This window comes from Halomonas sp. MCCC 1A11062 (assembly GCF_021404355.1).
GTDB classification, from domain to species: domain Bacteria; phylum Pseudomonadota; class Gammaproteobacteria; order Pseudomonadales; family Halomonadaceae; genus Halomonas; species Halomonas aerodenitrificans.
In genome coordinates this window covers 13,927-27,636 of record NZ_JABFTW010000031.1, presented here as the reverse complement: position 1 = coordinate 27,636, position 13,710 = coordinate 13,927, and the positions used below count along the sequence as shown (strand labels likewise).

The following is a 13,710-nucleotide window of genomic DNA, read 5'->3' as shown; positions in this document are numbered from 1 at the left end:
AATGTTTCCGTGCCTATTGGGTTCAGTTTTTCAGCACTTGCTAAAAGTAATGACCAGCACATCACGGTATCCAGGGTTGTTTTTATCAAGATTGATGATGGGGGTTACTCCATGCATGACGCGTTCGTCATTTACAATGGCAGCTTCGAATGGGGTAGCTAACGTATAGCTAGATAGACGTTTTTTATCTAGATTGTAGATTGAAGTTTCTCCATTAACCACGTTGATACGGTTCACTAGCATCATGAAGACAAAATTCACACCGTCTCGATGGATTCCTTCTGGTGTCGGGGACGCCCGGGTATGGGACGCATCAATGCGAAATTGGTGAACCTCGATATGCCACGCGTAGTAAGGAGCAAGGCGAGTGAAACATGCGCAGCAGAATTCCAGAGCGGCAATCATTACTTTATTAGAGATTATTGCGTCTTCAATGTGAGCGAAGTCTCTTGCGATGCCACCGTTTAAAGTGTTGTAGTCAGTGCTTTGATAATGAGGCTGGTGTGCTTCCAGTCGTGCAGTGTTGCCAGAAGGAACGGCACTATAGGTTGCGTGCCTCCGGTACCGGTAGGTGCCGCCGTCTCTCATATACGAGTCTTGTTGAAGCCGATTCCAGCTATCTTGGAATGCTTTCCAATCTTCTAATGATGTCTCATCGACCGAGTACAAAAGATCTTGCATCTTTTTCGCTGTAAGAAAACAGTAGTCTTTCTGTGCTAGTAATTTGCACAGATTATCGATCGGCGGCTGCGCCGGTGCAAAGCTCCTCACTTCGGCCGCAATGGGTGAATTTTCAACGAAGCTTTTCATGGGATCCCTCCATACAGTGAGCGACGGTCGCTGGATGTAGCGACAAGAGGATTATTGGGGGGCTTGCAGGAAGAAGAAAAGCGATTTATATTGTCAAAAATTCGATAGTTTTTGTCGAGGAAATAATGAAGCTTCCACCATTAGGTGCATTTCGGTTCTTCGACGTTGCAGCTCAGACTCAGAGTTTCGTGAAAGCCGCCGAGCTGCTTCATGTCACGCATGGGGCTGTGAGCCGCCAGGTTCGACTTCTCGAGAGCGAGCTAGGTGTTGAACTATTCGACCGCCGTAACCGGGCGATATTTCTGAATCCTGCGGGGCGCGCACTTAAAGCGGTCACTACTCCTCTCTTCGAACAACTCGAAGGTGTAGTGTACCGTCTACAGCAAGAGTCTAGGGAAGGCGTGTTGGTGTTGTCTTGTGAACCAACCATCGCAATGAAGTGGTTGATTCCACGCTTACCCTCTCTTCATAAAGCACACCCAGATATCAATTTGCATTTGGTGGCGGCTGGCGGAGCCATTGATTTTACCAAAACGGGTGTGGATATTGCGTTGCGCCGTGACGATTTCCATTGGGACGATACGGTTCACGCCATAAAAATCTGTGATGAATGGGTTGGGCCGGTATGCGCTGCCGGAACGTGCCCGGATGCTGATATTTTGAAGGGTATGCGCTTGCTTCACTCAGGGACTCGGCCGAAAGCTTGGGATACCTGGCTTCGTCTGAGTGGTATTCCAGAGAGAGAATGTGTCCGGGTTGATTACGAGCATTTTTATCTATGTATTCAAGCCGCCGTGTCGGGGCTAGGTATGGCCATTTCGTCTTTCTTCATGGTTCAGGATGAGCTTGCAAGTAATCAGCTTTCGGCACCGTTTGGCTTTTTAAAGGACGGCTCATCCTATTGCCTACTGTCACCAAGACCTTTCGATAAAGATGAAAAGTGCCTGCGTTTATCAGAATGGATTTCGGCTGAAGCTATGGAAAGCATCCGACAGGTTTCTGAGCTTTCCCAGCAACAGTGGACACCCCGTTAAGGCAGTGCACTGAACGAGGTGCCCCATGGCAAGGCAAGCAACGTCAATGAAGAAAACCCGACCCGTTACTCCCAGGCTTGCAAGGATGAGGCGCTGGCACTCGCCGACCGTATTGGGGCCAGTGCCGCCGCTCGTTAGCTGGGTCTTCAGCCCAGTCAGCTTTATCAATGGCGGGCCAAGGCCCAGCGGCAGCAAAGCGCATCGTCAGGCCTTCAGCATTCAACGGATGTGCGCGTTTCTCGGCGTTGCCCGCAGCGGCCGGCTACTACGCCTGGCGACAGCGTGGTGGTGAGCCGTCTCCCCGCCGCCGCCGACAAGCGATCACCGATCAGCGTGTGGTTCAGGCCTTCGAACAGGGCAAGGGGCGCTCAGGCGCTTCCAGGCTGACCCATGACCTGAACGATGCTGGCGTAGCCATCTGCCGCAATACCGTTGCTGCCAGCCTCCGTCGGCAGAGTTTGCGGGCGAAAGCCGCTCGCAAGTTCAAGGCCACGACGAATTCACGGCATGGCTTGCCAGTCGCACCGAACCTGCTGGAGCAGGGCTTCAGCGCTACGGCACCGAACCAGAAATGGGTCGGCGATATCACCTACCTGGCGACCGGTGAAGGCTGGCTCTACCTGGCGGTGTTGATTGATCTGTACTCGCGCAAGGTGATCGGCTGGGCGATGGGCGAGCGCATGACGGCTGATCTGGTCGGTAATGCGCTGCAAATGGCCCTGTGGAGCCGGAAGAGGCCAAAGGGCGTAATCGCTCACTCCGCGGGAACCAATACTGTTCGACGCTGTACCAGTCGTTGCTGACCCGGCACAGCCTCCGGTGCAGCATGAGCGCCAAAGGCAACTGCTACGACAATGCCTGCGCCGAGAGCTTCTTTCACAGCCTCAAGGTCGAAGCCATTCACGGCGAGCGATTCGCGACCCGGGTGGCGAACAGCGGCAGCAGGTGTTCGAGTACATTGAGTTGGACTACAACCGACAACGCCGGCACAGTTCCATCGGGATGATCAGCCCAGAGGCTTTTGAGGCTCGAATGATCGCTTAGATCGGTGCCCACCAATGCTGGGTAAGATCAGTGCGGTTTCCGGTGCCGTAGCGCTCAATGGCACTAGGCAAGATCGATTCCCCCACAGTGCGAGTAACTTGGGATAGGGTAAGCGGCAGTCGAGCGCAACGGCGCGCTCAACCCATACCGTTGCCAGGAAGCTCCTTGAATGCTGAATCCCCGTGCGCTTGCCTACCTGAACGAAGTGATTCGTCGCGGTTCGTTGCGACGTGCCGCCGCTTACCTGCACGTCGATCCATCGGCCATCAGCCGCCAGCTCAAGCAACTCGAGGAAGACCTCGGCGTGCAAGTATGCGAGCGCTATGGCGGCGGCATGCGCACCACGGAAGCTGGCAAGCTGCTGGTGCAGCATTACCATGCGCAGCGCTCTGCGGAGGAGGCAGTGTTATCGCAGCTGGTTGCCTTGCAGGGCGTGGCGCGTGGGGAGGTGCGTATTGCCGTCGGTGAAGGCTTCATTGCCGACCTCATCGACGCCCCGATGAATGCCTTTATGAACGCTTTTCCCGGCATTGAGGTGGAAATCCGCATGGCCGGGGTCAATGAGGCCATGTCGCTGCTGAAGGACAGTGAGGTGGACCTTGCCCTGCTGTATGCCCCGCCCGTCGATCCGGCGCTTCACTGCCACGTCGAGACGCGCCAGCCCCTGGACCTCATCGTGCCTCCCGACCACCCCCTCCTGGAACTGAGGCGCCCGCTAACGCTGCGGGATCTGGCGAATTGGCCCCTGGCGCTCATGGACAATCCTTTTGGCATGCGCCAGATGGTCAACATGGTGGCCCATCAGGAGCGTGTGCACCTCAAGGCCAGGCTGCATACCAATTCGGTGGCGGTGCTGAAGAACTTCGTGCGCTCCGGCATCGGCGTGACCTTCATGCCGGAACTGACGGTGCTGGATGAAATTCAGCGCGATGAGATCCGGCACCTGCCGTTGTCGTACCCGATCATGAGCGAGGCGCGCGCCCAGATCGTGAGCCTGGACGGACGCAAACTGAGCGTGGCCGCCCAGACCTGCTTGACCCACCTTAGCCAGGGCATGCGGTTCTTCCGCGACGATGCCCCCAGGCTGTTGGCCGAGCAGGACTGACTGTTGCTTTTTTGACAACGCTTTGGGTATTGCATAGTCAACAGGTCAATCCATACCCTGCTAATGTGTTTCGCCAATAACAAGGAGACAACTAATGACATCGTCCAAGCGCTTTCCGCTGACTGCCCTGGCGTCTGCCTGCCTGCTGGGTAGTGTGTTGCTCACCGGCCAGGCCATGGCCGCGACCACCATCAACTTGAGCTACAACGGTGCACCCGATCCCGACAGGAATGCCGTGCATGTCTTTGCCACCAACCTCAAGGAACTGGTGGAAGACAAGACCGATGGCGAAATCCTGCTGGAACTCTATCCCAACAGCATGCTGGGGGAAGAAGAGGACCGCATGGAGCAGACCATGAACACGCCCAAGTTGAACGTGGCGTCGTTCGCAGGCGTCTCACCGCTGGTCGATGAAATCTTCGTTAGTGCGATTCCATTCCTGTTCGATGACTTCGACGACGCGCGCGCCTTCTTCGACGAGGGTGACTACTGGCGTGAGATCGGAGCGACGCTCAAAGAGCGTGCCGGTGTCGATATGCTGGCGGTGGTAGAGGAGGGGGGCTTCCTGGCCTTTACCAATAACAAGAAGCCGATTACCCATCCCGATGATTTCGAGGGGCTGCGCTTCCGCGCCATGGATCCCAGCCAGGTCGCCCTGTACGAATCCTTCGGGGCATCCGGCACACCGATTCCCTGGACCGAAGTGTACATGGCGCTGCGTACCGGCGTTGCCGATGGCCAGATGAACCCGCCGATGTACATCATCCTGGGCAGCCTCTATGAAGTGCAGGACTACCTGACACTGGCCAACATCCAGTACTCCAACCAGTTCCTCGTCGGCAACAGTCAGATGATCGAAGGCTGGGATGACGACTTGCGCGACGCCTTCATGGAAGCCGTAGCCGAGGCGAACCATAACGCCCGCATTCACAACGAGTCGCAGGTGGAGGAGCGTATCGCCTTCCTCGAAGAGCAGGGCATGGAAGTGATCCGCCCCTCCGAGGACGACCTGGCAGCCTTCCGTGACATTGGCCAGCCGGCCTACCTGGAGTGGCTGTCCGATCGCGGCATCGAGCAGCGCTGGATTGACATGGCACTCGAAGATGCCGGTATGAGCGACCTGCTCGACTGATCCCAGCGGGTTTCCTTCGGGGCCGGGACGCTCGGCCCCTTTTCATTACAGGACGTTTCTATGTCGTCACTGCGCCATCGCGTGCTGGCGATCAGCCGACCTTTGTCGCTGACAGTCGCCGCCAGCCTGCTGCTGATCAACCTGGGCGTCATCCTCTTTGGCGTCTTCATGCGCTACTTCGCCGGTGGCGCACCGATCTGGACCGATGAACTCGCCCGGTTTCTCATCATCGGCACCGTCATGCTCGCCGCCGGTGCCGTCTGGGTAGAGGGCGGCCACATGCGTGTGGCGCTGATCGAGCGACTGCTGCCGCCCCCACTGACCCGCCTGCTGAATTTCTATCAGTGGCTGCTGACGCTTGGCATTGCCCTGGGTGGCGCCTGGGTCAGCTACCGCTACGCCCTCTCGGTCAGCATGTTCACCACCTCGGGGTTGGGCATTAGCCGCACGGTACCGCTCATGTCACTGCCCATCGGTTTTGCCCTGCTGGCCTGGCATGTGCTCTGGTACGGCCCCGCCCCCCTGCGGGTTGCCACGGAGGACGCCGCATCATGATCCTGACCATGCTGGCCGTCTTTCTGGCCCATGTGCTGCTTGGCCTGCCCTTGTTCATCGCGCTGCTCACGACAGCGCTGGTCGGCTTTCTCTTCGTCGACCCCAGCATGATCCCGCGCATGATGCCTCAGCAGTACTTCGGGGGCATCAATGTCTTCTCATTGATGGCGATTCCACTGTTCATCCTGGCGGGTAACTTGATGAACGTCAGCGGGCTGACCGAACGCCTGATGGGGTTGGCCCGCCTGCTGGTGGGGCACCTGCGCGGTGGCATGGGCCACGTCAACGTCGTCTCCAGCGTGTTCTTTGCCGGCGTCAACGGATCCGCGGTGGCCGACACCTCGGCGCTGGGCTCGCTGCTGGTGCCGGCGATGGAGCGTGAAGGCTACTCGCGCGCCTTCGCGGCTGGTCTCACGGCAGGTAGCTCGCTGATCGGACCCATCATTCCTCCCAGTATCTTCATGATTCTCTACGCGTCGCTGACCAACACCTCGGTGGGGGACCTGTTCCTGGCCGGGGTGATCCCAGGCCTGCTGTTGGGGGTGGCGTTCATGGCAATGAACGCCTGGTATGCGTGGCGCAATGGCCTGCCGAAGCGCGGTCAGCTGCCGAAGGCCAAGGAGCTGGGGCTGGCAGCGGTCGCCGCCCTGCCGGCGCTGGTGGCACCATTCATCATCGTGGCGGGCATCGTCATGGGCTTTGTCACCCCGACCGAGTCGGGCGCCTTGACCGCCCTGTATGTCGCGCTGTGCGGCGTCGTGCTGGGTGGGCTTAGGCTGCCTCAGTTCTGGCAGGCGATTGTCGATACTTCGCGTCTCACCTCGGCCATCTTCCTGATCATGGCAGCCTCGGCCACCATCAGCTGGCTGCTCTCTTACGCCCAGGTGCCGGCGCAGTTCGTCTCGTTGCTGGCACCGTATATCGATAATGCCGTCTTGATCCTGCTGATGCTCAGCGCCATCACTTTCATTACCGGGATGTTCATGGAAGAGGTCTCGGCGCTGATGCTGCTCACGCCAATCTTTGCGCCGGTGGCCATGATGGCCGGGATCGACCCCGTGCATCTGGGTATCGTCATCACGCTCAATATCACCATCGCCCTGATCACGCCGCCCATGGGGGCCTGCGTGTTCGTGGCAGCAGCAGTCAGCCGGCTGGAAATCGTCTCACTGTTTCGGACCATCTGGCCATTCGTGCTGACGGCCATCGCGGTACAGCTGCTGCTGATCCTGTTCCCGCCGCTCACCCTGTGGCTGCCCCATGTCCTTGGATAAGACCATGCCGACCTCCAACTCCTCGACTGCCGACGGCACCCCATTAGCCAGGGTCCCCAGCCTGGACGCTCCCGAGTGGGAGCGTGTGTCGGCGCTCCCGATCACCGAATGCGGCGAGCGTCTCATTCCGATGAGCCTCGCCCCTGAACCCATCAAGGTATTCCCCGCCTATGCCCGCTTGGGCATCCCCGGTGCCGTGCCCGAGTGCTTCGTGCGTGAAGGGGTTTATCGGGCGCTGCTTCAGGCCGCCCGGCGGCTACCCGAGGGGATCGGCATGGTGGTGCTCGATGGCTGGAGGCCGTGGCGCGTGCAGCAGTATCTGTTCGATACGCTGCATGAGGCGATCCACCACCATCATCCGTCCCTCGATGAGGGTGAGCTCATGGTGCGTACGCGCGAATTCGTGTCGCTGCCGAGTCGCGACCCGCTGGCGCCGAGCCCGCATCTGACCGGCGGTGCCGTGGATGTGACCCTCTGCGATGCCGACGGTATGCCCCTCGACATGGGCACGCAATTCGACGAAGCCATTCCGGCCTCGCATACCGATCACCTCGAGACGCTGAAGGCTTCGAGCGCGGCACAGCGCCAGGCGCGTGACAACCGCCGTCTGCTCTACCGCGTGATGCATGAAGCGGGTTTTACCAACCTGCCCAGCGAGTGGTGGCACTACGATTTCGGCGATCAGCTCTGGGCCCACTACAGCGGCAGCGGTGTCGCTCGTTACGGCCCGGCCGAACTCGATACCATCGAAAATCGCTGGCGGCGGCAGTTTTCGGACGGCTAGGGCTCTCCCAGGGCGTAATCCGCCGCAAACCTTTGCGGTGTGGAGGTTACTCGGTCATCACGTCAGTGTCCTCTGCAGCCTGCTCCCGACGTTTCTGCATGGCATCGCTGAAGGCGGCGGCCAGGATGCCGGTCGGCATGGCAATCATGCCGATGCCGACGATGGCGGTCAGACCCGCAAACAGCTGGCCAGCCGCGGTTACCGGTGTCACGTCTCCATAGCCCACCGTGGTGAGGGTGGCCACGCTCCACCAGAGCGCCCTGGGAATGCTGCCGAAAGCCTCGGGCTGATGGCTGGCTTCCAGAACATAGATCACGCTGCTGGTGACGATCAGCAGTGCTACAGCCACCATCAGGCTTACCGTGAGTTCGTAGCGTCGCCCGCGCACTGCTGAATAGATATCGCCGATTGCGTTGGAGAAGTGCCCCAGGCGCGCGAGCCTGAGCAGCCGGATCAGCTTGAGCAGACGCAAGGCGAAGGCGTTGACTGCCCCCATGGTCAGGAAGAATGGCAGAATCGCCAGCAGGTCGATGATTGCCCATGGGCTGACCATGAAGCGCAGGCGCCCAGCCAGCCCTCGATAGCGAGGATCTTCGCCAGCCGCAATCACGCGCGCAACGTACTCGACCAGAAAAGCCAAGGCCAGCACTACCTCTGCGGTAACGAAGAGACGTGGGGCAAGCGCTCGGACAACCGGCTCCGTCTCCAGAATGGTCAGTGCCGTGGCGAGAACTATCAGAACGGCGATGAAGCGGTTGGTGATCGACAGCCCAGGGGACTCACGAGCAGTGGGCTCGAGCATCTGGTACAAGCGATGGCGCCAAGCCTCATAGGGGCTGGCCTTCTGGCTATCCAATGGCTGCATGCATCCCCCTATCCCCGTCGCCAACTGCTCAGTACACGATTCTCAGACCCATTGCCCAAGCGAATGGGCAACGCAGCATTTTTAACATACTGCTCATACGCAAGGGGGGCGCTATGCCAACGCTTACACCGAATCCTGTGCGGCTTGGACCGCATGGCGGAAGGCCGCCTCTGGCTCAGCGTCACACTACTCGTCGCCAGGGTTAGGTCGAAGATGGCCAACCGCGCTGGGTACAGTTCCAACGCTGGAGCGACGCCAACCCCGAGAAGCAGTGGCGGCTCCAGCCCTTCGGCGGCATCCTCGACGACTTCCAAAATTTCGAAAGCTTCACCCTGCCCACCAGTGTCGAGGCGGGCAATTACTTCGGCACCGAGGCGTACTTTCCGTTTTTCCGGGTGAGGGTGGGGGAGGTGCGATTCCCAGCCAGTAGCGCTCACCTTTCGTAGGATTGCGTTGATTCCCGTCATGGGACGACTCATGTTTCGGTGCTAGGCTGAAACGCAAAGGCACTTAACGAAACAGTTGTGTGTGCAGGTGCAGCTAGATTATTGTCCTGCTTGGGTACTGTAACTCTCTGCCTATTTAAGGTCATTTGCACGAAACTAATTTCAAGTATTGTTCAAGGGGTTGAGTTTATGTGGGAGGATCGTAGAAGCTATGCGGATGGATATCAATCTAAACCCTTTAATTCAAGTTCTGGTGACAGTCAGGCGCAAAGAGATAGAGCGAGATTAATACACTCTTCGGCATTTAGAAGGCTTCAGTCAAAAACTCAAGTTCTTGGGCTGGGTGAGAGTGATTTCTATAGAACGCGTCTAACGCACTCGCTGGAAGTTGCCCAAATCGGCTCCGGTATTTGTGAAAAACTAAGAGAAAAATATGGATCTGTTCATGAGGTCTTTGATTGGATACCCAGTCTTAGTCAAATTGAGGCAATTTGTCTTTCTCATGATATCGGTCACCCGCCATTTGGCCATGGCGGCGAGGTGGCCTTAAATTTCTACATGAGATGGAATGGAGGCTTTGAAGGAAACGGGCAAACATTAAGAATTGTTTCTAAGCTGGGTGAGTATTCTCCAGATAGAGGTCTGGATCTTACAAGAAGAACGATGTTGGGAATAATTAAATATCCAGTTTTGTATAAAGAGTTGGCAGTGAGTGGAGTTGATAAGGCTTGTGATGACAAAATTAATATTGACAGTTACAAGCCTCCAAAATGTATTCATGATGATGAGGAGGAAGTTTTAGATTGGGTTTTGTCTGCAATGCCAGTTCGTGACGTCCAAGAGTTTAGGAAGGTCAAAGTAAAGGATGGCAAACCGAAATCAAAATATAAAGCTTTTGATACGTCAATAATGGAGTTGGCTGATGATATAGCATATGGAGTGCATGATTTTGAGGATGCCTTAGCTCTAAGGCTTGTGACAGAAAAAGAGTGGAGTCAAGATGTGCTGGATAAGCTAGATGAAAACAGCGTAATATCGAAAGATGTTACCTTTTACACTGAGAAATTGTTTTCATATTCTAATAAAGATAGAAAGCATGCTGTTAGCAAGTTGGTTGGATATTTTGTGTCTGAAATTGAAGTGAGAGCGCAGGGCGTTTTTGAAACACCTCTGCTAGATCTTCAGGCTTGCATGTCAGATGAGGCCGTTCATACTTTGGAAGTGCTAAAAAGCTTTGTTATTAATCATGTCATTAAGCGTCCTGAAGTCCAAACACTAGAATATAAGGGGCAACAGATAGTTTTGAGGTTGTTCGAGGTTTTGCAGCAAAATCCCAACCGCCTTTTACCATCTTCAACTTTTGGAAAATATAAATTAAGTGGTAATCCGAATCGTGTGATTTGTGATTATGTTTCAGGGATGACCGATAGTTATGCCAAGAAGCTATATCATAAATTGTTTAGTCCTGATGTGGGGTCTATTTTTGACAGGTTGTAACAGTATTGCGCAGAATGCGGTTATCAATAACGCACTGTAAAATAAGTTGCGCTGTGGGAATGCGGGAGAGATCGAATAGAGTAACTGGTAGCGACCAACGACCAACGACCTGCTCCTGACTTTGATTTTGGTCTAGTAGTGGCGTTCAACATGATACTGTCACACCTCAACCCGCATAAGCAAGTCTGAAAGCGCACGGCTACCGCCCCAGACGTGCCCGACAATTACTCGCTCCGCCGTACTGCTTCATCTGACGGCTCGACGGGCCGACTTCGGACTCATGCCGATGAGCGGCTCGGACGATATGGCATAAGCTTCCGCTCGCTAGAGCAGGAGGGCGACGACACCATCTGCGTGCCTCGTTCGGCCGTGTGGGCGACAGAAGTCGCCTTCTGGGCTCGGCAGCGCCACTGCCGTAAAGTGGTGCCAGCGTGCCAAACTGAGCCCTTTTATTCAGGTGAAAAACTCGAAGGCACACAGAAATGGTGTCTATTATGCATGCAAAAAATGGCAATCAGTACAAATGTCTAATAAATCTATGATTTGCGTGAGTTCGTATTTTCCATTTAGTCCGACCTTGAAGGTTGCATGATTGCTATAGAAGAAATCTATATGATTAAGTGGATGTAGCTTTCCATTCGCCCTTTGTTCGTCATGATCGAATCTAAGGTAGCCGTCTTCATAAGTTATCAATTCTCTAAAAAAATTCCAAAAACCTGAGCTATCTTTAGAAGCATCTTCTATAGGGTCAGCAAAGTTGAATATTTCTTCTTCATCCATAGTGCTAGAATCTTTCATTATTGATAGCCCTTGGGAAGTCATTTTACTATCGATAACAATGCCGCATGAGGTGTGGAATGATAAAGAGTCGTTATCATCAACAGAAATCTTGAAAGGGAAGTTAATGGTAAAAATTTTGTTCTCCATAATAAAAAAAATCCGACTCATTTTTGAAATATGGAGCGCCATATGGCTTTTTACTAAAGAGCCTGGTGGTTCATCATAAATTTCTATTATTTTTATGGCCTCTAGTAAAACATTTATCGTGTCTCCTTTTTTTCTGATCGGACGGAAAAGTTTGTCGGTCTGAATTTGGTCAAGTTTATAATGATAGTTTTTAGCCATTTTCTAGCTCATCAGCAACTTTTGATTATTGTGAAGAACTCGATGTACTACCTCCCTGTCAAAGTAAGTGTCGCAGTAAATGCTGGCAATCTGAAGCGCCTTTGGCCTATTTACATGTGGGATGTTAAGCTCGTCGCATACTAACTCTACCAAATCATAAAGTGGTAAATTGTCCTCGGTAAACTCAATTTGAGTCGTTATATCAACTCTTTCGTCGATGGAAGGTATTTTGATAGTCATTCTTCCTGTATCGTTAATTTCTTCCATGTGTCTGTAAAGGTTGGGAAGAAGATCCTCATTGCCACTTTCAGAAATGATCAAGTAAGTTTTTATGAATGATCGGGTCATCATCATATATAAAGCATTTCGATGGTGTAAGCTTTGCCGGATTTTTTCTGTTACACATATAACAAAAGGAAATTCAAGGCCTTTGACATTGTTTTGGTTGCTTATGAAAATAGAATTGCTAGTCTTTTCTTTGCTTTCATATGCTTTATTTGTGGTCCAGGAAAAGTTGCGACCAATGCTTTGGGCAAGTTGATCCACCATTTTATAGGTCTTGCTAGATGGGTCAACAAATATGATTCCTATGTCATCAGGCTGCACGCTTGGATGCTCGGCTATTATTTTTTCAATAGCTGAAATGACATTTTCGTTAATATCTGAATACTTAGTGTATTCAATAACTTCGTTGCTTGAAAGACCTTCCTGTTCTATATCCTCAAATCGTCTTAAGGGTTCTCTATGTAAAATGCAAAAGTTTTGAGATTCATCAATTTCCGTGATATATCCACACGCCTTCCATTCTTCATCTTCGAGCCAGCGTAGCTTTTGCTTTTCAAAGAGGCCCATGCCTAGACCATGAGCAAACATTAAGGTTTTTGGGTCTGTTCTGTAGCATTTGCTTAATAAGAAATCGGGTCTTACTGAACTCACAATTTCCGTGTCAAATATGCTCTGGAAAATATCTCCAGCGATATAAACTGTTTCTTTTGTGACCAATTGGCACAGTTCTAAGAACGAATCTGGGAAATCTTGGCTTTCATCAGTTAGCACATAGTCAAAACAAAATCCAAATTCTTCTATCTTTTCTTTAATTAAGTCGCATGCTTCCTTGCAAGCATTATCAAATGTAAAATTGTATGAAAAAACATGGAATGGAATTCTATAGTAATCACATATGTATCTGTAGGCGCCAGAGTTTTTGTTTGTTCTTGATCCCCAGGCGTGAACACACCAAAGCCGTTCTTCCCATGCAATTTGCTGTTCGACTTTCATGAAATCAAAGAAATTCGGTATTCTTGATCTTAAACTTGCTGCTAGGATTTTGTTGTGACATGTAAAAAGAATGCGGGAATTGTCCTCTTTTGTATATATTTCCTTAAGCTTGTGAAGCAGCAATTCTGTTTTTCCAGTGCCGGACAAGCCTTGGATAATAACTTTCTTCTCGGCAGGTGGTTGGTAGATGAATCTTGTTTGCTCCCCATCGAAAAGCTGAATTTTTTGTTTTACTGCATCAAGGAGTGTCTTTGGTGTTTCTTCTCCTATGCGTTCGATATCGTTAATGCTGCCAGTTAATAGCGAAATAACAAGATCGCATGCTCTTTGTTGTTCTTGGTTTTCAATAATATTATTTCTTAGTAGGATTGAAATTTCATCAGGGTCGAAAGCTGAGTATTTTTCGACAAGAGTATCTTTCCATTTTCTCGGCCTGCCTATCACTTTTCTATAGCGATATTTGTCTGATATAGAGCCAATATCTTCAATGAAATCTTCTATGAAGTCCTCAAACTCCTCTTCATTACCACCAATATCCAAAAAAATTATTTTGTGCTTAGGCGATAGCAGAACGAGAGCATCTTTATAGCCATATGAGTATTTTGTATCGCTTAGGGGTTTGTCAATCAAATAAATTTGCTGTTTATTCTCATTTGAAAGATCTCTAAGTTTATTAATAAGCGGAGCGTTTTTGTCATTTTTTTCTACTTGGCAGTAAAACCAGCTAGACACTTTTTAGTCCTCTAGAAATTTAGCTTGAT

Annotated in this window: 11 protein-coding genes and 1 pseudogene; 8 read left to right on the top strand and 4 right to left on the bottom strand. The window is 52.5% G+C overall.

The window, feature by feature from the left end:
- Positions 1–30 precede the first annotated feature (30 nt).
- The gene (locus tag HOP58_RS20895; RefSeq protein WP_086508247.1) at positions 31–810 is read right to left on the bottom strand and encodes a 2OG-Fe dioxygenase family protein; all 780 of its coding nucleotides are present in this window, start codon (positions 808–810) and stop codon (positions 31–33) included.
- Positions 811–935: 125 nt separating this feature from the next.
- Between HOP58_RS20895 and HOP58_RS20890 the strand changes: the two genes are divergently transcribed.
- From HOP58_RS20890 to HOP58_RS20860, 7 genes and pseudogenes are all read left to right on the top strand, one after another.
- Positions 936–1,844 carry a LysR substrate-binding domain-containing protein gene (locus HOP58_RS20890; protein WP_234261498.1) on the top strand — a complete coding sequence of 303 codons (909 nt, stop codon included), beginning with the start codon at positions 936–938 and terminating at the stop codon, positions 1,842–1,844.
- 25 nt (positions 1,845–1,869) lie between these two features.
- A pseudogene (locus tag HOP58_RS20885) lies at positions 1,870–2,888 on the top strand (IS3 family transposase).
- Between the two features lie 169 nt (positions 2,889–3,057).
- Positions 3,058–3,993 carry a LysR family transcriptional regulator gene (locus HOP58_RS20880; RefSeq protein ID WP_191223708.1) on the top strand — a complete coding sequence of 312 codons (936 nt, stop codon included), beginning with the start codon at positions 3,058–3,060 and terminating at the stop codon, positions 3,991–3,993.
- 94 nt (positions 3,994–4,087) lie between these two features.
- On the top strand, positions 4,088–5,125 hold the full coding sequence (gene dctP, locus HOP58_RS20875; RefSeq protein ID WP_191223707.1) for a TRAP transporter substrate-binding protein DctP: 1,038 nt from the start codon (positions 4,088–4,090) through the stop codon (positions 5,123–5,125).
- 60 nt (positions 5,126–5,185) lie between these two features.
- Positions 5,186–5,680 carry a TRAP transporter small permease subunit gene (locus HOP58_RS20870; RefSeq protein WP_191223706.1) on the top strand — a complete coding sequence of 165 codons (495 nt, stop codon included), beginning with the start codon at positions 5,186–5,188 and terminating at the stop codon, positions 5,678–5,680.
- A complete protein-coding gene (locus tag HOP58_RS20865; protein WP_191223705.1) occupies positions 5,677–6,954 on the top strand; it encodes a TRAP transporter large permease in 1,278 nt (425 codons plus the stop codon). Before HOP58_RS20870 ends, HOP58_RS20865 begins: the two co-directional genes overlap by 4 nt.
- 4 nt (positions 6,955–6,958) lie before the next feature.
- Complete coding sequence (locus tag HOP58_RS20860) at positions 6,959–7,738, top strand: M15 family metallopeptidase (protein ID WP_234261497.1); 780 nt, start codon at positions 6,959–6,961, stop codon at positions 7,736–7,738.
- A gap of 46 nt (positions 7,739–7,784) precedes the next feature.
- Here HOP58_RS20860 and HOP58_RS20855 read toward each other — a convergent pair whose 3' ends face one another.
- On the bottom strand, positions 7,785–8,603 hold the full coding sequence (locus HOP58_RS20855; protein ID WP_276574771.1) for an ion transporter: 819 nt from the start codon (positions 8,601–8,603) through the stop codon (positions 7,785–7,787).
- Positions 8,604–9,238: 635 nt separating this feature from the next.
- On the opposite strand from HOP58_RS20855, the gene HOP58_RS20850 reads away from it, so the two are divergent.
- Complete coding sequence (locus HOP58_RS20850) at positions 9,239–10,546, top strand: anti-phage deoxyguanosine triphosphatase (protein ID WP_234261496.1); 1,308 nt, start codon at positions 9,239–9,241, stop codon at positions 10,544–10,546.
- 492 nt (positions 10,547–11,038) lie between these two features.
- On the opposite strand, the gene HOP58_RS20845 is transcribed toward HOP58_RS20850, so the two are convergent.
- Entirely contained in the window at positions 11,039–11,671 is a 633-nt protein-coding gene (locus HOP58_RS20845) for a hypothetical protein (protein ID WP_234261495.1), read from the bottom strand.
- Between the two features lie 3 nt (positions 11,672–11,674).
- The gene (locus HOP58_RS20840; RefSeq protein WP_234261494.1) at positions 11,675–13,681 is read right to left on the bottom strand and encodes an ATP-binding domain-containing protein; all 2,007 of its coding nucleotides are present in this window, start codon (positions 13,679–13,681) and stop codon (positions 11,675–11,677) included.
- Between the last annotated feature and the right edge of the window lie 29 nt (positions 13,682–13,710).

Coding starts and splice junctions, on each gene's coding strand:
- HOP58_RS20890 (WP_234261498.1), top strand. CDS start 936: ATGAAGCTTCCACCATTAGGTGCATTTCGGTTCTTCGACGTTGCAGCT.
- HOP58_RS20880 (WP_191223708.1), top strand. CDS start 3,058: ATGCTGAATCCCCGTGCGCTTGCCTACCTGAACGAAGTGATTCGTCGC.
- HOP58_RS20845 (WP_234261495.1), bottom strand. CDS start 11,671: ATGGCTAAAAACTATCATTATAAACTTGACCAAATTCAGACCGACAAA.
- HOP58_RS20850 (WP_234261496.1), top strand. CDS start 9,239: ATGTGGGAGGATCGTAGAAGCTATGCGGATGGATATCAATCTAAACCC.
- HOP58_RS20870 (WP_191223706.1), top strand. CDS start 5,186: ATGTCGTCACTGCGCCATCGCGTGCTGGCGATCAGCCGACCTTTGTCG.
- HOP58_RS20895 (WP_086508247.1), bottom strand. CDS start 810: ATGAAAAGCTTCGTTGAAAATTCACCCATTGCGGCCGAAGTGAGGAGC.
- HOP58_RS20855 (WP_276574771.1), bottom strand. CDS start 8,603: ATGCAGCCATTGGATAGCCAGAAGGCCAGCCCCTATGAGGCTTGGCGC.
- dctP (WP_191223707.1), top strand. CDS start 4,088: ATGACATCGTCCAAGCGCTTTCCGCTGACTGCCCTGGCGTCTGCCTGC.
- HOP58_RS20860 (WP_234261497.1), top strand. CDS start 6,959: ATGCCGACCTCCAACTCCTCGACTGCCGACGGCACCCCATTAGCCAGG.
- HOP58_RS20865 (WP_191223705.1), top strand. CDS start 5,677: ATGATCCTGACCATGCTGGCCGTCTTTCTGGCCCATGTGCTGCTTGGC.